Genomic DNA, 21,700 nt, shown 5'->3' with positions numbered 1-21,700 from the left:
TGAAAATTTATTTCCAACTATTCTGTCCGTAAACTTCTTAGTTTTCAATAAGCTCTGTTTGGGCCTGTGCAATTTTCATAATAGCGATCTTTCGATGGAGGCTATTCTATATTCATACTCAGTTTAACCCTTTCTGAAATTAATTGTTTTCCCTGTAAACGTATCCGAAACAATTCCCTTTTCAGTTCCTTATCTCTTTTGGATTGTTTTCTCAGAATTCAAAGTACTTCGTATTTGATATCATCTAATTTAGCAGGAAAACACATTCTTGTCAAGAGAAATCTGAAATAAATTATCAACAAAATTATCAACGTGATATAGCTGTTTATCAACATGTTTAGCTAAATAAATTGGCGATTTTACCTATAATAACGACGATTAGAAGATTTATGAACATTTATAAAAATCTAGTTTATCAACACTAGGCAAATATTTGAGAACCAGCGGGCTAAGTAAATTCTGCTTAATAATTAATTTTTTTGTAAAAACTTAATTTTACAGGCAACAAAAAACCTCTGTATTATGTTATTTTTGTACATGCAGATTAGGCAACCCATCAGAAATATTCAAGACTTTTTATTGAGTACCTATTTTGCTGATGGTTTACGCATTACCATTGGCGTGCTTCTCCCCTCGCTTATTCTGGCACAATTTGGCCTGTTAACTTACGGCATGACGCTTTCCCTTGGCGCTTTGTGCGTAAGCGTAGTCGATAGTCCGGGGCCAATGGTTCACAGGCGAAACGCCATGTTGGTTACTACCGTACTGATATTTCTTTTTTCCATTATTACCGGCTTAACAAACAAAAGCCACTATTTTATCGGCTTTTTACTGGCTATTTCGAGTTTCATATTCTCCATGTTTTATATCTATGGCGTTAGAGCGGCGTCGGTTGGAACTGCGGTTTTATTAATCATGGTGTTGAGTATTGATGATGTTCGCCCATGGCAGGATGTGATTATTCACGCATTAATGGTTTTGGCCGGCAGTTTATGGTACACGGGCTTAAGTTATTTTGTGTACCGCCTTCGCCCCTTCAGGCTTGTACAGCAATCGTTAAGCGATTCAATTTTAGAAGTAGCGGAGTTTTTAAGAGAGAAGGCTAAATTCTATCATCAGAATAATAATTATGATAAAACTTATGCGGATTTACTGCAGCTCCAGGTTTCTGTTCATGAAAAACAAGATGCAGTAAGGGAATTACTTTTCAGAACCAGGGAAATTGTAAGGGACTCTAGTCCGGAGGGGCGTTTCCTTTTACTGGTTTTTGTAGATATGGTTGATTTATTTGAGCAGGTAATGTCTACCTATTACAATTATCAACAGTTGCACGATCAATTTGACAAGGCAGGAATTCTATCAGACTACGAGATGGCCATTAAACGGATTTCTTACGCCCTTGACGATATTGCTTTCGCCTTAAAAAGTGGTGGCAAGCCCGTAATCTCCAAAAGGTTATTAATAGAAATTGAGCGTTTAAAAATTAAAATCAACAATCTGGAAAAAAATAATGTCAATCAGGAATATAGTACTATTGGCATCATCGCTTTGAAGAACATTGAAGTGAATATTGAGAATATTCTGGCAAGAGTGAAAACGATATTTAGTTATTTCAAAGTACGTACCAACAAAGATCTTAGAAGAGCGGAAGTTGATACAGAGAAGTTTATTAAGCGCCAGAAATTTGATTTTGATCTATTTAAAGAAAACTTAACGTACAGTTCTTCTACTTTTAGGCACTCCTTACGGGTTACTGTTGTAATGACGTTAGGATTTATCGTTTCGCAAATACTTGATTTTTCCCATAGCTATTGGATTTTATTAACCATACTGGTGATTTCAAAGCCCGGTTTTAGCTTAACTAAAGAGCGTAACTATCAACGCTTAATCGGAACTACGGTAGGCGCTTTTATAGGGATGGCTGTCGTCAGTTATATTCATGATAAAAACGCCTTATTTACTATTTTGCTCATCTGCATGATTGGCAGTTATAGTTTTCAACGTAAAAATTACGTAGTTAGCGTGCTCTTTATGACTCCTTATATTCTTATCCTTTTCGATTTTCTGGGTATGGGTTCTATTGCATTGGCTCGAGAAAGGATTTATGATACTTTCATTGGATCAGGCATTGCATTGTTGGCTAGCTACTCTTTGTTTCCCACATGGGAACATGAAAAATTAAAAGAAGCCATGACTGATATCATAAAAGCTAACAAAGCCTACTATGAGCAAGTGGTAAAATTGTATTTTGAAAAGGTATATAACAGAACGGATTATAAATTGGCCAGAAAAGAAGTGTATGTAGCCACAGCTAATCTAGCTTCCTTATTTCAAAGAATGTTTTCTGAGCCAAAGAGCAAGCAGCTTTACATAAAAGAAGTGCATCAATTTACTGCATTAAGTCATTTATTGTCTTCGTATGTAGCTACGCTTTCTTTGTATAATAAAGAGCATGAATTTATATTTGAGAATTTCGATGCATTAAAACCAATGGCACAAAACACTAATTATTTGCTCGATACTTCAATAAATAATTTAGTTGAGGGAAATGACGCGATAGGAAACGTTCCGTTAATTAGGTTGGCTGATACCGGCGTAACGATTAACGAAGGTAAAGATCTAGTTCCCGAACAATTTGATTTGATACAAAAAGTGGCTTATGATATTTATAAACTAACTTTAAAAGTCAAAATCTAATTCTTTTTCATAAGCTCGATGATATTACAAGTATTTAAAGGCAATGTATATTGAAGTCCGTTGTCGAGTTTAAAAATGATTTGCGTTTCACAGGATAACTTCATAGCCGCCAGATCATCTCCATTGAAAATAATTGGGAAAAATTTCTGTTCTGGATTATCCGTTTTGACAGTTTCTTCTCTTTCTTTAAATTTTAATTTAAACTCAACCTCTTTTGATTTAATGTAGATTTTATCGACTTTTTTATAAGTAACATTGACAGAAAAATTAATCATCAGTTGACTATTGTTTGAATTATCATTGTTTTTAAATAATTCATAAGCGTAATAACTATTCTCGTTCCGAAAATATTGATAGTCTATTATACGCTTGTTTTGTTGGCTATAGGCCCATTCGCCTATTAAAATAAAAGCAAACATTAAAAAGATTTTTTTCATCATTTAAAATTTTGGACAAGGGACTTTGAAGCCTTTAAAATTATTATGTCGGTAAATGAGCGACAATTCATAAGTGCGTGGCGTTGCACTCATCAATTTGTTTCCGTAAACGGTGTAATTTAAGCCAGCGCTCACATCGCCCATTGTAACGCCCAAGTAAGGATAAAATGAGGCCTCGTTAAACTTGAACCACATTCCGAAGTTTAATTTCAATCGAGTTTCATCATTGGGTTTTAATCCCACGACAGTACCCAAGATAGTGTCTTTATTATTTCGCTGAACATTATAAACGCCAGTTACATTTAAATCGAGATAATTACTAAGCAAATAAAGCATCCCAAAATTTACCGTTTGCCTGGAAGGAACATATTGGTTTGTGTTATTCAGGAGTGTTTCCTGAGGTTTTGAGAGGTGATAATGCGAATATCCCAAAACGAAACTAACATGATCAAAAGTAGCTGAAAAATTACCGCCAATATTTACATCGAAGTATGATGTTTTATCGTTCTTCAAATCCAGGTAATTCGGTAGTGAATTGTCGAACCCTCCATCAGTATATTGCGATGCAAAAGTTAGTTTGTTATAATCTAAAAATCTAGAAACATAAGACACTTGTGGCGCCAAACCGAACTTGAACCGGTGATCCACATCAAGATATTGATAATAAGACATGCTTGCACTGATATACTGCGACTTTAGCGCTTTGTTAAACGATTCATCAAATAAACCGCTTAAACCTAAACTGAATACGCTGTTGGTGAAATTTTCGTCTTCCACAAGCTTAACATCGCCAGAAACACTATAAGTATTGTAAGGATCGCCTAAATTTCCCCATTGCTGGCGTGTGTTTACCGCAAGGCGATACTCGCCATCAAAAAAACCTGTAAAAGCTGGGTTCAGAGACAGAGGAGCCGCAAAGTATTGTGAAAACTTTGGATCCTGTGCAGAACAACATAATGTAACCAAGCACAAAAATGAAAGGAGAAGCGATTTGTACATTATAATATCAATATGGTTTTACCTGTAGTTTGAAATTTTCCGCCAAAGGTGTCAATCCCTTCTGCAAACCATGAAAATGTTTCTAATGGTTGCATTTTGCTTTTAAATTGACCATCCCAACCATTTGCGGCTAAATCAGTCTGAAAAACGAGAATTCCCCATTTATTGAAAACCTTGAAACTTGTCAACTTTTGAATACTTACCAAAAATGGATACAATCGGTTATTTGTATCCTTATTTGGTGTAAACGCTGTTGGAACAACAATTTTAGGCTGAGGTAAAATGTTAAGTTCTATCGATGCCGAAACTGAACATCCCTTGTCATTTTGAAGGGAGATATAATAAATGCCAGCTTTATTAATTCTCGTAGGATCAACAATTGGCCGACTTAATGATGCATCATAAAAATAGCCAACCTTGACGTAATCTTTGCTTCCCTTTATAATTTCTGCCGAAGTAAGATCAATAAAATCGTTATCAAAAATAGGTCTTGGTTTATTGAGAACGATGGTTGGCAATGGATCAACGGTTACTTTTAGTTTACTATAAACGAAGCAACCAGATGGGTTTGTAGCCTTAACAAAGTAAATCCCCGATTTAGATACCGTTTTTGGATTCAACAGTTTCTCAGTCAACCCCTCGTTTGTATAGAACGAATAACTTAATTGCTCAGAACTTCCTTCAAAAAGATTGGGGTTAGTTAAATCAATTTTTTCGGGATAACACACTTCAGATGGGTCTTTAACAACCAAAACCGGCAGATCATTAATCATAACATCAATTTTGTTGTTTACCGAACAACCTTGTGCATTAGTAGCAGTTACGTAGTAAGTTCCGGTTTTAGCTACGTTTTCTGGATTAGTAAGGGGGATTGTTAGCGCTGCATCTTCGAAAAACTTGTACTGGAAGGAATCATCGCTACCAGCAAAAATACTTGGAGATGATATGTTAACCTTATTTGGAAAACATACCGCAGTGGGATTACTAATCTTTAATATAGGTTTTGGACTGATTTCAACTTTAATCGGGAGAATTTTGTTGCAACCGGAATTATTAGAAAAATTAACATAATAAATGCCAGAGGCGTTTACTGCATTAGGATTTGGCAAAACTTTAGTGGCTTTTTCATCTTGAAAGTAAGTTCTAGAAATACCATCTAGCTTTGAATACAGGAGATTGTTTGTAATATCAACGGTTTCGTTATAACAAACTGCCGGAGGATTTTTCACTGTGATATTTGCAATATCGAATACAGCAACCTCAATTGTCGCAAAGCTTTCACAGCCTTTATAATTAGTGGCCTTAATGAAATATTTACTGTTTTGTGTTATCTTAACCAAGCCAGTAACTTGTTGTGTTAAATCCTTATCCTGATAAACCAGATAAGTAAATCCCTCATTTTTATTCAGAATATAATGAGCACTGGTCAAATCAATTTCAGTGTTTTCGCATACTGTGTTTTTTTCTTGGACTAGAACCTGATAATCGACACTATGCACTACAGCTTCTACGGAGCTAGGACATCCAAATCCATCATATGGCATTAAATCCAGGATAATTTTTGATCCTTCAGCGGGTGTGGGTTTTAACGTAATTGATTGGCCTGAACCATATTTCACAGATCTATCTGCATTATACCAATTGTAATTTTTGAAGCCGCTAGGTCCAGATATATTTAGCTCGTCGGCGCTTTTACAATAGGTATTGCCTACAATTAAATCGCCACAAAGATTATTTACATCTACATAAGCGTAGCCAAAATGACCACCTAGGGCACAATCTGCGCTAATGAATTCTATCAATAATTTTTTGCCCTGATAGCCAGATAAGTTAATGGTAACTGGTGTCCATTCTTTATAAATTACGGAGTTGTTGACCTTCGATTTTGTGAAACCTGGCAATGACGATGTTGCTACATACTCAAAGGATGCACAAGGAATATAAGCGTTTGTTTCAAGGTCTTTAACTCTGGCTATAAATCTTGGCTGCTCCTCCAAAGGGTGATTTGGATCTTCCAAGACAACAGCATACTGATAGGTTAAAGTGAATTCCGGCCTGTCTGCAGGCACGTTTAATAAATAAGATATGCCATCTGCTTGGGCTCCTGTACCATTGTTTCCCAACTTTACAGTAAAGTTGCCGCCATTTTTTGGGATCAGCGAAAAGCCTCCATAAAAGTCTTTCTCCGTTTTAGCAGAGATTAGCGTATGTCTGCCAGAAGCCGGATTGTTAACTTCATTGGTATAAATTACATTCTTGTTTTTGTCGATACTTGCAAGTCCGGTAAAAAGCTTCCAGTTCGAAAAATTTCCATTTTCGAAACCGATATTTTCCGGACAGGTTTGAGCACTCAATTTTGATGGAATAGCAATTATCGCTATCAGCAACATCAATAACAATTTATTAATCAACGGGACGATAATTAAAAAGTGATATTGTAAAAATATTATTTTAGTATCTGCTTAACATTTCAGTACCCCTTACAAAGGCTTTTATTACACGAAATATGACGCTCGCTATTCGGAATAGATCTTTATATCCATCGGTATTGATAACAGACTAGATATAACCTATTGATAAATAGAATTTTAAACCTCTGTAACGATTGTTGTACCAGTTGTGGGTACCTTACTCACCTCTATTAAAACCTTGATTTTTTTTGCTTTTTTACACAAAATATCTTTGCCTATCTAGTTTTAGCTAAAAATTGGGTTTAATCTGCGATTATGTTAAGCGTGTAGTGGTTGCAAACAATGCCGGATAGTGTTTGTTTATCTTGTTAAATAAATTATTATGGAAAAGCTATATACAGCTGAAGTTACAGCTACTGGAGGAAGAGATGGACACATTAAATCGAGCGATGGAATTTTAGATTTCGAACTTAGAAAGCCAAAAGAACTTGGTGGGCAAGGCGGAGCTACTAATCCCGAAGAATTATTTGCTGCGGCTTGGGGACCTTGTTATCTAGGGGCTTTAGGTTCGGTTGCAGAGCGTGAAGGCGTTGATGTGAGCGAAGCAAATGTTAAAGTGTTGGTTTCTTTCAATAAGGATGGAAATTCATTTGTATTATCTGCAGATTTAGATGTACATATTCCTGGAATATCTCATGAAGAAGCGCAGGCTATTGCTGATAAAGCACACAGAGCTTGCCCGTATTCGAAAGCTGTTAAAGGCAATATAGAGGTTAGAGTAACGGCAGTTTAAGCAACTGCAATTTTGATTATAAGTCGGCGGATTAAATTCTTCCGACTTTTTTGTTTAATAGTGTTAGAGTAATAATAACTTGCTGGCTAAACCGAGAATGAGGAGGAAACCAAAAACATCGGTAAAAGTGGTTATAATGATGGATGATGCAATAGCTGGATCAATCCCAACACGTTTTAATATCAACGGAATCCCCGCACCTGTTACCCCGGCTATTAAAAGATTTCCTGTCATGGCTAAAAATATGACTAAACCTAACATAGGGTTTCCATCAAAGAAAAAAGCAAAAATAAATACGATTATTCCGTTTACAGCTCCATTAATTAAACCTACCGTAAATTCTTTTAAAACCGTTCTGTAAGCCTGCTTGTCTGTTAAATCGTAAAGTGAGATACGCCTTACGGTTACCGCAAGCGCCTGTGTTGCTGCGTTCCCACCCATCCCGGCAATAATAGTCATGTAAGCGGCCAGCGATGGGATTAATTTAATGGTTGGGTCGAAATACCGTACAACAGAAGAAGCTAGAAATGCCGTGCCGAGGTTAATGATTAACCAAGGCAAACGTGATTTTACTGCCTCTACCCAATTACCGCTTAGTTCTTCATCTTCGGATACCCCGGAAATTTTCAAGATATCTTCAGTGCTCTCTGCTTCCATCACGTCGATCACGTCATCGAATGTAACCCTGCCTAATAATTTTTGGTTGTCATCAATTACCGGAATACTGGTTAAGTTATACTGCGAAATTAGATATGCTACCTCCTCCTGGTCAGTATCCGGATGAACATAAACGGCATCCATTTTAACCAGCTCGGTAATTTGAGCGTTATGTTTCGCTTTAATGATATCTTTTAATGATACAATTCCTTTGAATATTTTTTCGTCGTCTACTACATAAATGGTGTAAAACTCTTCCATTTCTTCACTCTGGCGAATGATTTCCTCAATGGCATCTTTTTTAGTGAGATTAATATTAACACAGATAATTTCTGTGTTCATTAAACCACCTGCAGTTTTTTCGTCGTAGGTTAAAAGATTCCTAATCTCTGTTGCATGTTCATCCTGCAAATCTTCCAGAATTTCTGCCTGCTCGTGATCTTCGAGTTGAGAAATAATATCGGTTGCATCATCATAGTCTAGTTCTTCTACAATTTCTGTACGCTTATCAGGATGAAGTTCAAATAGCAAGTCTTCTGGATGGGATTCTTCATCCATCTCAGAAATAATTTCTGATGCAATTTCTGCAGGAAGGATATTGATGATATGCCTTTGCTCAGATTTGTCTAATCTTTCGAATAAAATAGCAATTTCCGAAGCATGGTATTCCTCTAAAACCTCCTTTAAAGTTTCATCACCAGCTAAAATGGCATTTTTTACCTTTAGTACATCGCTTTTATCTATTTCGAATGACTGCATCGCTCCTTTGACCTAACCAATATGTGTTTGAAGCTACTAAGGTATAAAAAGCAAATAGAATTTACTTACTTAAACCAGCCCTTGCGCCAAAAATAAATCACTTGTATCACAGCAATTATGCCCATTACAATCCAGGTATAGGTGTAACCATGCGGACTATAGAGTTCGGGCATATTGTCTGGCATTACTTTGCCGGTTACGGGATCTTCCCGGCTAAAATTCATTCCATAAATACCTGCAATGAATGTTAAAGGAATGAATATAGACGAGATGATGGTCAGCACTTTCATAATCTCGTTCATCCTATTGCTGATGATTGAGAGATTCATATCAATATTTGCTGATGCAATTTCTTTCAAAGACTCAATAAAATCAATGATTTGGATGCAATGATCGTAGGCATCTTTCATGTATGTTTTGGTCAGATCAGAAATCAGCGGACTATCCGTTCTAATGATGTCGTTCAGCTTATCTCGTTCTGGCCAGGCAATTTTCCTAATGGTGATTAATGATCGTTTAATGGCTTGGGTATCGTACATGATTCTCTTATCAGGACGATCATAAAGTCTATCTTCGATGGCATCAAGCTCCTCTCCCCAAAAGTTCAACAGTGAAAAATAATTGTCGACAATTACATCCATTATCGCATACATCAAATAACTGCTTCCACCGATGCGGATATTCCCTTTGCCAATCTCCAATCGCTTCCTCACTGGCTCAAAGCAATCAGAATAGGTTTCCTGAAAAGTAATTAAGGTTCTTTCTGATAAGATAAAAGAGATTTGATCATTGCATAAAGTGCCGTCTTCACCTAAATAAAGATGTCTGCTTACAGAAAAAATATAATTATCGTTGTCATATTCATCCAGTTTTGGCCTTTGATAAGAACTTGTAATGTCTTCCAAAACCAACCTGCTAATGTCGAATTTCGAATAAAGTGTTTCGAACATATTTGGGTCTGCCAAACCCTTTATATCGAACCAATAATTATAGCTCTTATCCTGAATAAGCTTTTCTATATTATTGATGTTTTTCAGTTCCTCTTTTTTATGAGATTTATCATTGTAAGTATGAAGAACGATCACGGGCTTCAAAGCCTCATCATCAATGGCATAAAGCCCTGGGCTTGTTCCTGGCGCTGGAACTTTATAATGCTTGTGGCGACTGCGAGGTTTGTTTTTTCCCATTTTATAAATACAACTTGGCTTGTGGACCTTGGTTGAACAACAAATCAACTATACTTAAGTTGTTTAAAAATTGATGCCTGTCTTCAAAAACCTGATAATATGGCTTAGCGTTTACAATATCCTCATTTTTTTTAGGATTCATTATCCCTCTAAAGTCTAATTCCGGAGCAATTTGATCCTCATAAGAGGTTGTTGTACCCAAATCTATCTTTAGCTTTAGTTTTTGCAAAAGCCATTCCATCAGCTCCATATTGTAGTCAAAAAGGAATTCAAATCTATTTTGATAAAACTTCGATAGTTCATCCTCATAATATTCGAAATAAGCAGAGCTGCGGTAGCAAGTTTCTAAACTCAACCAATGTAAGCGTTGCCAATTGAAATCATAGCTGATGCGAACATCTTTCATTTTTTTATGCGTTTTTGATCCTTTTACCAATGGAACCGTTAAATCTAATTTCCCATTTGGAGAATAGATACTTGCTCTATTGCGGTACGTTTGCTTTGCTAAATGTTCATGTTTTTCTATTAAAAAATCACTACCAAATTGCTGTATCAAGCTAAAATAACCTACAGGAGGAAGATAAAATAATGGTAGTATAGCTGTATTCTGCATTTGAAAATTTATGTTTGTAGCTGAAACCAATAAAAATAATGATTAAAAGAGTGATGGCGCACATTGGCGTATTTTTTTTATACCTCGTGTCGCTACTACCACTGCCTGTTTTGTTTTTTTTTGCAAGATTACTATATTATCTTCTTTATTATGTAATCGGTTATCGAAAAAAAGTTGTTCGCCAGAATTTAGTGAACTCTTTTCCTGAAAAATCAAGTGATGAAATTATCGCTATAGAGAAAAAGTTTTTTATTTTCTTATCAGAACTGATTTTTGAGATCATCAAAATGACTACTATCTCTGAAAAAGAAACTTTAAAAAGGGTGAAATTTTCGGGCTTGGAACAATTGGAGAAACATTTTAATGCTGGTGAAAGTGTTTTGGCCTGTACCGGGCATTACGGAAATTGGGAATTAGGAACTTTAGCATTAGGTTTAAATATCTCTGCCAAAACAATGGTTATTTATAAACCGCTAACCAATAAAATCTTCGAAGCGTGGTTTAACTGTTTTAGAACAAAATATGGAAATATTTTTATCGCCATGCGCCAAACTTTAAGAGGCTTGGCTGCTTATAAAAACGAACCTACATTGTTTTGTTTTGCAACAGACCAGGCCCCTACCCGTCAGGAAACCAAATATTTTGTTGATTTTTTAAATCAGCCCACTGCAGCTTTGTTAGGCGTAGAAAAAATTGCCAAATCAACAAACAGACCAATTTATTATTTTAAAGTTACAGTAGTGAAGAAAGGTTATTACCATGTTGAGGTTTTGCCTATGTGTTTAAATCCGTCATTAGTGGATGAATACGAAATTACTAACTTGCACTTTAAATTTTTAGAAGATATTATAAAAGAACAGCCACAGTATTGGTTATGGAGCCATAAACGCTGGAAATTTAAACCTGAATAACAACATGAATCCCTCAGTAGCCGTTGTCATATTAAACTGGAATGGAAAGGCTTTTCTACAACAATTTTTACCAGGAATATTACTTACCCAATACGATAATCTGCAAATTATTGTAGGTGATAATGCATCTACAGATGATTCTGTGGCATTTTTAGAAATTAACTTTCCTACAGTTAAAATCATTAAAAACGATTTAAATTATGGTTTTGCTGGTGGTTACAATAAGGTTTTGGAGCGGGTTGAAGCGGAGTATTTTGTGCTCTTAAATTCGGATGTTGAAGTGACATCCAACTGGATTAAGCCCGTTATCGATTTAATGGAAAGCGATGATTCTATCGCGGCCGCCCAGCCAAAAATTAAATCTCAGTTAAAGAAAAGCGATTTTGAATATGCAGGTGCCGCCGGTGGTTATCTGGATATTTATGCCTATCCATTTTGCAGAGGTCGTTTGTTTAATGTTTACGAGTCGGATGAGGGGCAGTACAACGATCAAAAAGAAATATTTTGGGCAAGTGGTGCAGCGTTTTTTATTAAAAGCAGATGCTGGATAGAAACAGGAGGCCTGGATGCCGACTTGTTTGCCCACATGGAAGAAATAGATTTGTGCTGGCGATTGAAAAATTTAAATTATAAAATTATGTACTGCCCTACCTCGGAAGTTTTTCATGTTGGCGGCGGTACATTACAAACTGAAAACCCTTTTAAAACTTATCTAAATTTCAGGAACAACCTGATTATTATGCAGAAAAATTTGCCTGCAAGTGATGCTTTTTTTAGAATAGGCATTAGAATGTGGATAGATTTTGTGGCTTGGTGGCACTTCCTATTATCGGGAAAACCTAAATTTACATTGGCTGTAACAAAAGGACATTGGCATTTTATCAAATCGATTGCCAAAACAAATAAAAAACGAACTTCGGTACAGAAGCCTTATGCTACACACGCTGGCGTATATAACAATAGCGTAGTTTGGGCATTCTTCATCAAGAAAATAAAATATTTTAGTAAACTCTACTAATCTATAGCTTCATCGAGTTATCGGATGCGGTGAAAATGCATCTTGATTAGGATAGGCTACTTATTTCTGTATTAAACTTTCAATAGCTAAACGATAACCTTTCATTCCAAACCCGGTTAACACACCCTGACAATTTTTTCCGGTTAAAGATACATGTCTATATTCTTCACGGGCATAAATGTTCGATACGTGTACCTCAACCACTGGTGCTTTAATTGCTGCAATGGCATCGGCAATCGCTACAGAAGTATGTGTATAACCACCTGCATTTAGCACTACCCCATCATAACTAAAGCCAACTTCATGTAATTTATTAATTAATTCGCCTTCTACATTGCTTTGAAAATACGCTATTTCTATGTTGGGATATAATAATTTAAGCTCCTTCACATAATCTTCAATGCTTACATTGCCATAAATAGAAGGTTCACGAACGCCAAGTAAATTTAAATTTGGGCCGTTAATTATTTGAATTTTCATGATCAATTAATGGTTTTATGTTGTAACGTTGCAATGTTATAAAAAATCTTAAATAAAAGCATGCTTTGGCAATCATATATTAAAGGATTTAGAGCTTACTTAAAATTAGAGAGATCGCTTTCTGATCATTCTGTACAGGCATACCTGAATGATATCACTAAATTGAGCCAGTATTTCGAAGCTGTAAAAGAGGAACCCAAATTAACGGATATAAAGGCCTCTGATATCAAATCATTTATCAGTTGGTTAAATAACCTAGGTATGCTAGCCAGTACGCAAGCCCGGGTAATTTCAGGTATGAAAGCATTTTTCACCTATTTAATGTTGGAAGAAGTCATTCAAATCGATCCGATGGCATTGATCGAAGCGCCAAAACTAAGTCGAAAGTTGCCTGATATGCTGAATATTCACGAAATCAATGGTCTTATTGAGGCTATTGATGCTTCGAAACCAGAAGGAATGCGCAACAAAGCTATTTTAGAAGTGCTTTATGGATGCGGGTTGAGGGTTTCTGAACTAACAGATTTGAAAATTTCGAACTTATATCCACAGATTGAATTTATAAAAGTTATCGGCAAAGGGAACAAAGAGCGATTGGTTCCTATTGGTGGAGTTGCTTTAAAACTACTGGATATATACTTAAATCAAGTTCGCAATCACATGACGATAAAAAAGGGAAATGAAGATTTTATTTTCCTTAATCGCTTTGGCGCAAAACTTTCTCGCATTTCGATTTTTAATTTAGTTAAAAGTCTTGCTTTAGCTACGGGCCTCAAAAAAACAATAAGTCCGCACACTTTGCGCCATTCTTTTGCAACACATTTAATAGAAGGTGGCGCCGATTTAAGAGCAGTACAGGAAATGCTGGGGCATTCCAGTATTACAACAACTGAAATTTACACCCATATCGATAGGGATTACTTGCGGGAAGTAATCACGCAGTTTCATCCGCGATCGTAATTGTCTAAACAAAGCTCGCTTTAATCATTCGGTTTTTACCCTGCATATCTTTTCTCAAATCGATAGTTGTAAATCCTTTAGTAGAGAGCATTTCCATCGTTTCCGATGACAAAAATTCATTAATCTCGAGGTACAAATTACCATTTGGGTTTAAGTTGGTTTTGGCAAACTCTGAAATAGCGTTGTAAAAAATCAATGGATTATCATCCTCAACAAACAATGCCAGCTGTGGCTCGTGATCTAACACATTAGCATGCATGCCTGCTTTTTCTAAGTCTCTGATGTAAGGTGGGTTACTCACAATTACATCATATTTTTCTTCACTTGAATATTTCAGGATATCCGCATGGATGAATGACAGTGGTGTATTCAGCTGAACCGCATTTCGCTGCGCTACTTCAAGTGCATCAGCAGAGACATCTAATGTTGAAACCGATGCTTTCGACAGGTGCTTTTTTAGGGTAATTGGAATGCAGCCCGAGCCTGTTCCAATATCCAATATTGTAATGGTATTTTTTTGATTTTTAATCTTGTAGTCTGAAATAATCCAATCTACCAACTCTTCTGTTTCAGGCCTTGGAATGAGTACATTTTCATTCACGATAAAGACTAAACGATAAAAATGGGCTTCGCCCAATATATATTGAATGGGCTTTCCAATGATCAAATCGTTGAGAATACTTAGCATTTTTTGGAGATGAACGAAGTCCATTACACTATCGCCCATCATGCGCAATCTCCCTGGTGAAAATCTCAAAACATGTTCTGCAGCCAGACTAAACATCGCTCTGGCTTCATCACCATCATATTGTTGACTTAATTCTTCTTTGAAATGCTCTTCTAACTCTCCTAATTTCATCGTTGTAAATTTAATATTTTTGAAACCATATCGATGATGTTTTTAAGGCTAATGGCTCATTTTTTAGTATTTTTGCGCAAATGACCAACGAATTTTACATGAAACGCTGCGTAGAGCTGGCGGCCTTAGCAATTGGAAATGTAAGTCCTAACCCCATGGTTGGCTGCGTAATTGTTCATAATGGGAAGATTATCGGTGAAGGTTATCATCAAGAATTTGGTAAGGCCCATGCAGAACCGAATGCTATAAAATCGGTTTTCGATCAGTACGGTGATGAAGGAAATGAATTATTAAAGCAAGCCATTGCTTATGTAAACTTAGAACCTTGTGCGCATTTTGGTAAAACCCCTCCCTGTGCCGATTTATTTGTAAAACATCAATTGAAAAAAGTTGTAATTGGCAATCGTGATCCGTTTTCGGGGGTAGATGGCAAAGGGATTGAGAAGTTAAGAAATGCGGGTATAGAAGTAATAAGTGGTGTTTTAGAGGAAGAGTGCAAATATTTTAACCGCAGATTTTTCACAAGAATTCTGCAGCAGCGCCCGTATATCATCCTTAAATGGGCAGAAACCGCAAACGGGTATTTTGCAACAAATGATGGTCACCAGAAATGGATCAGTGGCGCTTTAGCCAAAAGGATGGCCCATCAATGGCGGACAGAGGAAGATGCCATTTTAATTGGCAAGCAAACGGCCATCATCGATAATCCTCAACTCACAGCACGAGAGTGGCCAGGAAAAAATCCCACTCGCCTTGTAATTGATAAGAATCTCGATGTTCCAAAAAGCAATCATATTTTTAATGCTGAGGCTAAGACCATCATCTTCAATGAAATTAAAACTGATGTGGTTGGAAACGTTCACTACATTCAAATGGAAGATATGCATTTCTATCTGGCTCAAAAAATAGCCTTTCAACTTTATTTGATGGATACGCAAGCGGTAATTGTTGAAGGTGGTGCGAATATTTTAAAGCAATTTTTGGCGGCTAATATCTGGGATGAAGCCAGGATTTTTAGTTCTCAGGGCAGTTGGAACGACGGCATTCCTTCACCAGTGATTAACGGTCGTTTACAAGAGCAAATGCAGGTTGGTTCTGATCAACTATCCATCTATATTAATCAGCACAACTAAATGATATACATACTATTAAGCATTTGCTGCAGCGTTACAGTTGCCGTATTGCTAAAATTGGCAAAACGCTATCAAATCAATATCATTCAGGCAGTTACAGTAAATTATTTTGCTGCTTTAATCTTATGTTATGTTTTCTTTAAGCCAGATGTTGTTGTTTTAAATTCCAGTGCTCCATGGTCAATTTACTTATCGCTAGCAGTATTATTGCCTTCGGTATTTTTGCTTTTGGCTGCATCAATAAGAAACCTTGGTATTGTAAAAACCGATATCGCCCAGCGATTATCTCTTTTTATCCCAATTTTGGCTGCTTATTTTATATTCCGTGAAGATTTTAATCAACTAAAAATAATTGGTTTATTAGTTGGGTTTCCCGCTATCGTTTTAACTTTCCTTCGAAAAACTGATCAGAAGGAAAACCAGGTAAATTGGATTTATCCATTAATGGTTTTTATAGGTTTTGGTGTTATAGATGTACTCTTCAAACAAATTGCCTTATATAAGTTACTTCCATACACAACCTCGCTCTTCGTTATTTTTTGCCTAGCGTTTATCGTTTCGCTCATCATTGTAATCGTATTAATGATCAGTAGAAAAATCAAGATTCAGCTGGTTAATTTGGCTTGCGGCTTGGTTCTAGGATTATTTAATTTTGGTAACATTTTGTTCTATATGAAAGCCCATAAAGCCTTGTCCAACAATCCATCAACGGTTTTTGCAGCAATGAATATGGGGGTAATCGTAGTAGGAAGTTTAATTGGAATAATCATATTTAAGGAGAAATTAACAAAAATAAATTACCTCGGAATCGTGTTAGCCCTTGCTGCTGTCATCTTTATTACCTTGTCGCAAAATGCTGTTCGATGATTCTTATAAAACGATAGAAAATCCTTCAGAAGGAATTTTTCGTGATAAAGGCAGTAAATTCATCGCTTACGCCTATCCTATCCGCAATGAAGATGAGGTAAAGCCTATTATTGCAAATCTTCGTAATGAACATTCCAAGGCTAGACATTGGTGTTATGCCTATCGTTTAACTCCCGATCGTTCTGTTTTTCGTATTAACGATGATGGCGAACCCTCAGGCACTGCTGGCAGACCAATTTTGAATTGCTTACTTTCTGCCGATCTTACAAACATAGTGATCGTGGTGGTCCGTTATTTTGGTGGCACATTACTTGGTGTTCCTGGTTTAATAAATGCCTATAAAAATGCCAGTTTAGAGGCGATTACCTCTGCAAAAATTGTTACTAGAACAATAAATGATTTGTACGAAGTAAATTTTGATTATCTCCAGATGAATGATGTGATGAAACTGGTTAAAGAGGAAAACCTGATTATTCTACAGCAACACTTTGATGCCAATTGCATTTTAAAACTTGAGGTGAGAAAGGCACAACTGAATCAAGTTTTAAGTAAGTTTGATAAGATAAGTAACGTAAAACTGAAATATCTCCAAACCACTTAAGTGCCTAAACAAAATTTACTTTAAGCTAAGCAATTATGAAAATATCCGAAAGCGACTTAATTATCAATCCAGACGGGAGCATTTATCATTTGAATTTATTGCCAGAAGACGTTGCAGAAACAGTAATTACTGTTGGCGATCCGGATCGGGTGGCTGAAGTAAGTAAGTATTTTGATGAAATAGAATTAAAAAAGGGGAAAAGAGAATTCATCACGCATACCGGTTATGTAGGTAAAAAGCGGGTAACTGTGCTTTCTACCGGTATTGGTACGGATAACATAGATATCGTTTTTAACGAATTAGATGCTTTGGTCAATATAGATTTTGAAACCAGATTAATTAAAAAAAATCTTACTTCATTGAATATTATTCGTGTGGGTACTTCTGGTGCCGTTCAGGCCGATATCCCGATGGGTACTATTTTGGCTTCGAATTACGGGTTGGGTATGGACGCCTTAATGAACTATTATGTTCAGGAAGTTGCTAATGATGATAGAACTTTAAAGGCTGATATAAATAGGCATTTTGAGCATTTAAAAAACGTTAATCCCTATTTAACTGCTGCTAATGATACTTTGCTAAATACAATTGGAAAAGATTTACCACGAGGAATCACCATTACTGCTCCTGGATTTTATGCGCCACAGGGACGGGTAGTGAGAGCTGAGAATGCTGTCCCTAACTTCATAAGTTTAATAAATAGTTTCAATAGCAATCAATATCGCATTACCAATTTGGAAATGGAAACAGCGGGTATTTATGCATTGGCTAAGATATTAGGACATAAAGCTTTATCAATAAATGCAATTTTGGCAAGCCGTGTAAACTTTGAATTTAGTAAAGAACCGAATAAAATTGTAGAGCAGGCTATTAAACTGGTGCTAGAAAGAATTTAGTCACGCTAGCTTATTCTGTTTTCTAGCGTTATCTATTTTCCTCGAAATGCAACTCACACATTTTTATTTCCAGCCTTTAAGCAGTTGGAATTTTTTCCTGTACCAATTCATTGCCCTCACTATCTAGATAAGTACAAGTCATTGCTCCCAAATCAATCACCCATTTTTCTACGCCAGCATCTGCAGCTTGCTTACAGAAGGTCAAATAATCAGTATCTCCTTTTTGATGTATTTTTAAAGCATTACCCAATTTATCTGCAGATGATTCATCGTTAATGATAAGTGCCGGGTACTCCTGCGGACTTGCCTGCTGTGCATTGTCTTCATCATCAAAATAAATGGAAAGTCCGTTAGCCACATAAACATCATTTCTGACTACCCCCATTTCTTTAATTTCCTTAATAAACTGAGGGAAATCAGCACCGGTTTTTATTTTCGCTTCTGCAGTTTTAATATCTTGAAGGCTAAACATAAATTATTTGGCTAGTGATATTTTATAAATGGTAGTTTGTGTGTATAAATCCTCAGGCTGTAAAATAGTACTCGGAAATTCAGGAATATTGATTCCATTTGGGTGGTGCTGGGTTTCAATGCAAAAAGCGCTGTAAGCTTTATAATCTTTTCCGCCTTTGCCATTTTTTACATCAACGTATTTTGCGGTGTATAAATGTGCAACAGGCTCGGTGGTGTAAACACTTAAAGTTAAACCACTCTCTAACTCGCTCGTTTTACTTGCCAGAGATAAATCACCATAAATTTTATCAAGAACAAAGCTCTGATCATAACCTTCTTCAGGGTCCCAATCTTTTCCAATTTCCTTTAAGTGTGTAAAATCGAGCGGTGTTCCAGCTACCGGAATTAATTTTCCAGTTACTGAATAATTATCATCTTGCTCTAAATAATTCGACCCAAAAATTTGAAGTTGATGATTAGCAACATTTCCACCATCAGGAGATAGGTTAAAATAGCCATGGTGGGTTAAATTAATGGGAGTAGCTTTATCTGTTTCAGCTTCGTAGCTTAAAATAAGTTCATTATTCTCAGTCAATTCAAAAGTTAGAGAGATCACTAAATTGCCTGGAAAATTTTCCTCGCCATCTTCACTTTCATATTCTAACGTAACCAAGGTTTGATTTTCATCAACTTCAACAATATCCCAAACTTTTCTATCAAAACCTACCGTGCCGCCATGTAATGTTGCTGCACCAGCATTTTGAACCAATTGGAAGCGCTCTTCGCCAATGCTAAAACGACCATCTTTGATGCGATTGGCATAACGACCAATTACCGCTCCGAAGTAAGGATAGTTCTTCAAATATTCAGGATCAAGATATTGCTCAAAAGTATCGAAGCCTAATACAATATCCTGCATCTCACCTTTGGCATTTTGAACTATAAATTTGTTAATGATAGCACCATAATTAAAAATCTTAACGTAAGTGCCTTTGCTATTGGTTAGTTCAAGTGCGAAAATTTCTTCGTCATCAATAAATTTTCCTGTTGATGTTTGCTGAACGCTCATAAATTGTAACTTAGGATTTTTGTTTCGTAACAAACATAGCATTATTAATGCTTTTATAAATATTTTTAACCAAATGAAAATCGAACTTGAGCAAAATTTTTTAGCAAATTATAATCGTAATTCTGATGCAGTTTACTTCACTCCTGGAAGGATCAACCTGATTGGCGAGCATATAGATTATAATGGTGGACTAGTAATGCCTTGCGCCATCACATTAGGAACCTGGGTTGCTATTGCCTCAAATAACGATGGCAAATTCAGGTTTAAAAGTTTAAATTTTGAAGCTCAGGTTGAGGTAGAGAGCAATAAGATCCATGATAAAAACGGCAGTTTATGGGCCAACTACCCTATCGGAATAATCAATGAGTTTTTAAAGGATGGGAAAGAAATCAATGGATTTGATTTTCTGTTTTTTGGCAACATTCCAATCGGATCCGGCCTATCTTCTTCAGCATCAATTGAAATCGCTACGGCATTTGCATTGAACGATTACTTGAATTTGGGCTATGATAAACTGGAACTAGTCAAAATTGCCAAAAAGGTTGAAAATGATTTTATCGGTTTAAACTCTGGAATTATGGATCAGTTTGCAGTAGCAGTTGGTGAAAAAGATAAAGCCATTGTACTTGATTGCGAAACGCTGAAATACAAAATGGTTGATGTTGCCTTAGGTAAATATTCTTTGGCCATTATCAATACTAATAAGCCCCGAGAATTGGCTGATTCTAAATATAATGAGCGTGTTGCAGAATGTCAGGAAGCTTTAAGATTGTTGAATGAGGAAATTACACTTCACAATTTGTGTGAACTAAATGCAGAGAAGTTTGCACTGCATAGTCATTTGATTCATGATGAAACAATTCTGAATAGAGCTACACACGTTGTAAAAGAAAACGACCGCGTTCATCTTGCGGCTAAAGCACTTAATAACGGCAGCTTAGAAGAATTCGGCCGGTTAATGTATGCATCGCATAAATCATTGAAGGAGCTTTACGAGGTTAGTGGAGATGAGTTGGATGCAGTTGTTGATTTTTGTTTGACTTACGATCATGTAATTGGTGCCCGAATGACTGGCGCTGGATTTGGAGGCTGTGCCATCGCTTTGCTTGAAAAAGGTTATGAGGAAGATTTTGCCAAACATTTAACAGCGTATTATGTGGGGAAAATCGGTTATCCTGCAGCGATTTACATTAGTGAGATTGGAGATGGCCCCACAAGGCTCTGAAATATTTAAGAAAGCCAATAACGATAATCTTCCAGATAAACTGCAAATTTGCGGTTAATACAATGAAAAAATTAAAATTAGACGAACTCAATCGTCCAGATATTGCAGCGTTTAAGGCGCAAGATAAACTTCCAGTCGTCGTGGTTTTAGATAATGTTCGCAGCATGCATAATGTTGGGTCTGTTTTTCGCACAGCAGATGGTTTTGCACTGGAAAAGGTTGTTTTGTGTGGAATTACCGCACAACCTCCACATCGTGAAATCGAAAAAACTGCTTTAGGGGCAACACACTCTGTAGAATGGATTTATTATCCTGACACTTTATCTGCCATAAATGCCTTACGTGTTGAAGATTATGAAATTGTCGCCATTGAGCAGGCAGAAAATAGTACCATGCTAAATAGTTTTCAGCCAGATCCCAACAAAAAATATGCGTTAATTTTTGGTAATGAAGTTGATGGCGTGAGTGATGAAGTGATGGCAACCATTGATGAATGCATCGAAATTCCTCAGTTTGGAACCAAACATTCTTTTAATATTGTGATTTCGGCCGGTATTGTATTTTGGGATTTCTTTGCAAAGTTAAGACTATAAATATTTGCTAGAGCCATTTGCGTGGTGAAGTCAATTTTTAATCGAAATCTAATCTTTGTATAGAATTATAGACAGTTTTTAT

General features: G+C 36.3%; 21 protein-coding genes. 11 read left to right on the top strand and 10 right to left on the bottom strand.

What is annotated here, in order from left to right; genetic code table 11:
• The first annotated feature begins 522 nt into the window (after positions 1 to 522).
• Entirely contained in the window at positions 523 to 2,697 is a 2,175-nt protein-coding gene (locus tag ACZZZC_RS13120; RefSeq protein WP_463482439.1) for an FUSC family protein, read from the top strand.
• Here the strand turns inward: ACZZZC_RS13120 and ACZZZC_RS13115 are convergent.
• From ACZZZC_RS13115 to ACZZZC_RS13105, 3 genes are read right to left on the bottom strand one after another with little or no spacing between them, the layout of a single operon-like run.
• Positions 2,694 to 3,137 carry a hypothetical protein gene (locus ACZZZC_RS13115; protein WP_463482438.1) on the bottom strand — a complete coding sequence of 148 codons (444 nt, stop codon included), beginning with the start codon at positions 3,135 to 3,137 and terminating at the stop codon, positions 2,694 to 2,696. The genes ACZZZC_RS13120 and ACZZZC_RS13115 overlap by 4 nt on opposite strands.
• On the bottom strand, positions 3,138 to 4,133 hold the full coding sequence (locus ACZZZC_RS13110) for a PorP/SprF family type IX secretion system membrane protein (RefSeq protein ID WP_463487387.1): 996 nt from the start codon (positions 4,131 to 4,133) through the stop codon (positions 3,138 to 3,140).
• The gene (locus ACZZZC_RS13105; protein ID WP_463482436.1) at positions 4,133 to 6,544 is read right to left on the bottom strand and encodes a T9SS type B sorting domain-containing protein; all 2,412 of its coding nucleotides are present in this window, start codon (positions 6,542 to 6,544) and stop codon (positions 4,133 to 4,135) included. Before ACZZZC_RS13105 ends, ACZZZC_RS13110 begins: the two co-directional genes overlap by 1 nt.
• Positions 6,545 to 6,926: 382 nt before the next feature.
• Between ACZZZC_RS13105 and ACZZZC_RS13100 the strand changes: the two genes are divergently transcribed.
• On the top strand, positions 6,927 to 7,337 hold the full coding sequence (locus tag ACZZZC_RS13100; RefSeq protein WP_265798837.1) for an organic hydroperoxide resistance protein: 411 nt from the start codon (positions 6,927 to 6,929) through the stop codon (positions 7,335 to 7,337).
• A gap of 63 nt (positions 7,338 to 7,400) precedes the next feature.
• Here the strand turns inward: ACZZZC_RS13100 and mgtE are convergent, their stop codons facing one another.
• From mgtE to ACZZZC_RS13085, 3 genes are all read right to left on the bottom strand, one after another.
• The gene (gene mgtE / locus ACZZZC_RS13095) at positions 7,401 to 8,753 is read right to left on the bottom strand and encodes a magnesium transporter (protein ID WP_265798836.1); all 1,353 of its coding nucleotides are present in this window, start codon (positions 8,751 to 8,753) and stop codon (positions 7,401 to 7,403) included.
• 65 nt (positions 8,754 to 8,818) lie between these two features.
• Entirely contained in the window at positions 8,819 to 9,940 is a 1,122-nt protein-coding gene (gene corA, locus ACZZZC_RS13090) for a magnesium/cobalt transporter CorA (protein WP_463482435.1), read from the bottom strand.
• 1 nt (position 9,941) lies between these two features.
• Positions 9,942 to 10,553, bottom strand: a complete 612-nt coding sequence (locus ACZZZC_RS13085) for a WbqC family protein (RefSeq protein ID WP_463482434.1) — start codon at positions 10,551 to 10,553, stop codon at positions 9,942 to 9,944.
• Between the two features lie 38 nt (positions 10,554 to 10,591).
• Between ACZZZC_RS13085 and ACZZZC_RS13080 the strand changes: the two genes are divergently transcribed.
• Together ACZZZC_RS13080 and ACZZZC_RS13075 are read left to right on the top strand one after the other, a co-directional pair.
• Complete coding sequence (locus ACZZZC_RS13080) at positions 10,592 to 11,464, top strand: lysophospholipid acyltransferase family protein (RefSeq protein WP_463482433.1); 873 nt, start codon at positions 10,592 to 10,594, stop codon at positions 11,462 to 11,464.
• Positions 11,465 to 11,468: 4 nt separating this feature from the next.
• The gene (locus ACZZZC_RS13075) at positions 11,469 to 12,482 is read left to right on the top strand and encodes a glycosyltransferase family 2 protein (protein WP_463482432.1); all 1,014 of its coding nucleotides are present in this window, start codon (positions 11,469 to 11,471) and stop codon (positions 12,480 to 12,482) included.
• A 60-nt stretch (positions 12,483 to 12,542) separates the two neighbouring features.
• Here the strand turns inward: ACZZZC_RS13075 and aroQ are convergent, their stop codons facing one another.
• Positions 12,543 to 12,962 carry a type II 3-dehydroquinate dehydratase gene (gene aroQ / locus ACZZZC_RS13070; RefSeq protein ID WP_463482431.1) on the bottom strand — a complete coding sequence of 140 codons (420 nt, stop codon included), beginning with the start codon at positions 12,960 to 12,962 and terminating at the stop codon, positions 12,543 to 12,545.
• 60 nt (positions 12,963 to 13,022) lie between these two features.
• On the opposite strand from aroQ, the gene xerD reads away from it, so the two are divergent.
• Positions 13,023 to 13,922, top strand: a complete 900-nt coding sequence (gene xerD / locus ACZZZC_RS13065) for a site-specific tyrosine recombinase XerD (protein WP_463482430.1) — start codon at positions 13,023 to 13,025, stop codon at positions 13,920 to 13,922.
• 4 nt (positions 13,923 to 13,926) lie between these two features.
• Here the strand turns inward: xerD and prmC are convergent, their stop codons facing one another.
• Complete coding sequence (gene prmC, locus ACZZZC_RS13060; protein WP_463482429.1) at positions 13,927 to 14,781, bottom strand: peptide chain release factor N(5)-glutamine methyltransferase; 855 nt, start codon at positions 14,779 to 14,781, stop codon at positions 13,927 to 13,929.
• An 80-nt stretch (positions 14,782 to 14,861) separates the two neighbouring features.
• Here prmC and ribD point away from each other — a divergent pair, with 80 nt between their 5' ends.
• Genes ribD through ACZZZC_RS13040 form a run of 4 tightly spaced genes read left to right on the top strand, consistent with a single transcriptional unit; the run spans position 14,862 to position 18,278 of the window.
• On the top strand, positions 14,862 to 15,914 hold the full coding sequence (gene ribD, locus ACZZZC_RS13055; RefSeq protein ID WP_463482428.1) for a bifunctional diaminohydroxyphosphoribosylaminopyrimidine deaminase/5-amino-6-(5-phosphoribosylamino)uracil reductase RibD: 1,053 nt from the start codon (positions 14,862 to 14,864) through the stop codon (positions 15,912 to 15,914).
• A complete protein-coding gene (locus ACZZZC_RS13050) occupies positions 15,915 to 16,781 on the top strand; it encodes an EamA family transporter (RefSeq protein ID WP_463482427.1) in 867 nt (288 codons plus the stop codon).
• Positions 16,768 to 17,382: an IMPACT family protein gene (locus ACZZZC_RS13045; RefSeq protein WP_463482426.1), complete on the top strand. Its 615-nt coding sequence runs from the start codon at positions 16,768 to 16,770 to the stop codon at positions 17,380 to 17,382. The genes ACZZZC_RS13050 and ACZZZC_RS13045 overlap by 14 nt, the downstream gene beginning before the upstream one ends.
• 35 nt (positions 17,383 to 17,417) lie before the next feature.
• On the top strand, positions 17,418 to 18,278 hold the full coding sequence (locus tag ACZZZC_RS13040) for a nucleoside phosphorylase (protein ID WP_463482425.1): 861 nt from the start codon (positions 17,418 to 17,420) through the stop codon (positions 18,276 to 18,278).
• A 76-nt stretch (positions 18,279 to 18,354) separates the two neighbouring features.
• Here the strand turns inward: ACZZZC_RS13040 and ACZZZC_RS13035 are convergent, their stop codons facing one another.
• Both ACZZZC_RS13035 and ACZZZC_RS13030 read right to left on the bottom strand, forming a co-directional pair.
• Positions 18,355 to 18,750: a DUF1398 domain-containing protein gene (locus ACZZZC_RS13035; protein ID WP_463482424.1), complete on the bottom strand. Its 396-nt coding sequence runs from the start codon at positions 18,748 to 18,750 to the stop codon at positions 18,355 to 18,357.
• A gap of 3 nt (positions 18,751 to 18,753) precedes the next feature.
• Positions 18,754 to 19,800, bottom strand: a complete 1,047-nt coding sequence (locus ACZZZC_RS13030) for an aldose epimerase family protein (protein WP_463482423.1) — start codon at positions 19,798 to 19,800, stop codon at positions 18,754 to 18,756.
• A gap of 73 nt (positions 19,801 to 19,873) precedes the next feature.
• On the opposite strand from ACZZZC_RS13030, the gene ACZZZC_RS13025 reads away from it, so the two are divergent.
• Positions 19,874 to 21,025 carry a galactokinase gene (locus ACZZZC_RS13025; RefSeq protein ID WP_463482422.1) on the top strand — a complete coding sequence of 384 codons (1,152 nt, stop codon included), beginning with the start codon at positions 19,874 to 19,876 and terminating at the stop codon, positions 21,023 to 21,025.
• A 62-nt stretch (positions 21,026 to 21,087) separates the two neighbouring features.
• The gene (locus ACZZZC_RS13020; RefSeq protein WP_463482421.1) at positions 21,088 to 21,618 is read left to right on the top strand and encodes an RNA methyltransferase; all 531 of its coding nucleotides are present in this window, start codon (positions 21,088 to 21,090) and stop codon (positions 21,616 to 21,618) included.
• The last annotated feature ends 82 nt before the right edge of the window (positions 21,619 to 21,700 follow it).

The organism is Pedobacter sp. AC212 (assembly GCF_979258625.1).
This window is presented reverse-complemented; position numbering and strand designations above follow the sequence as displayed.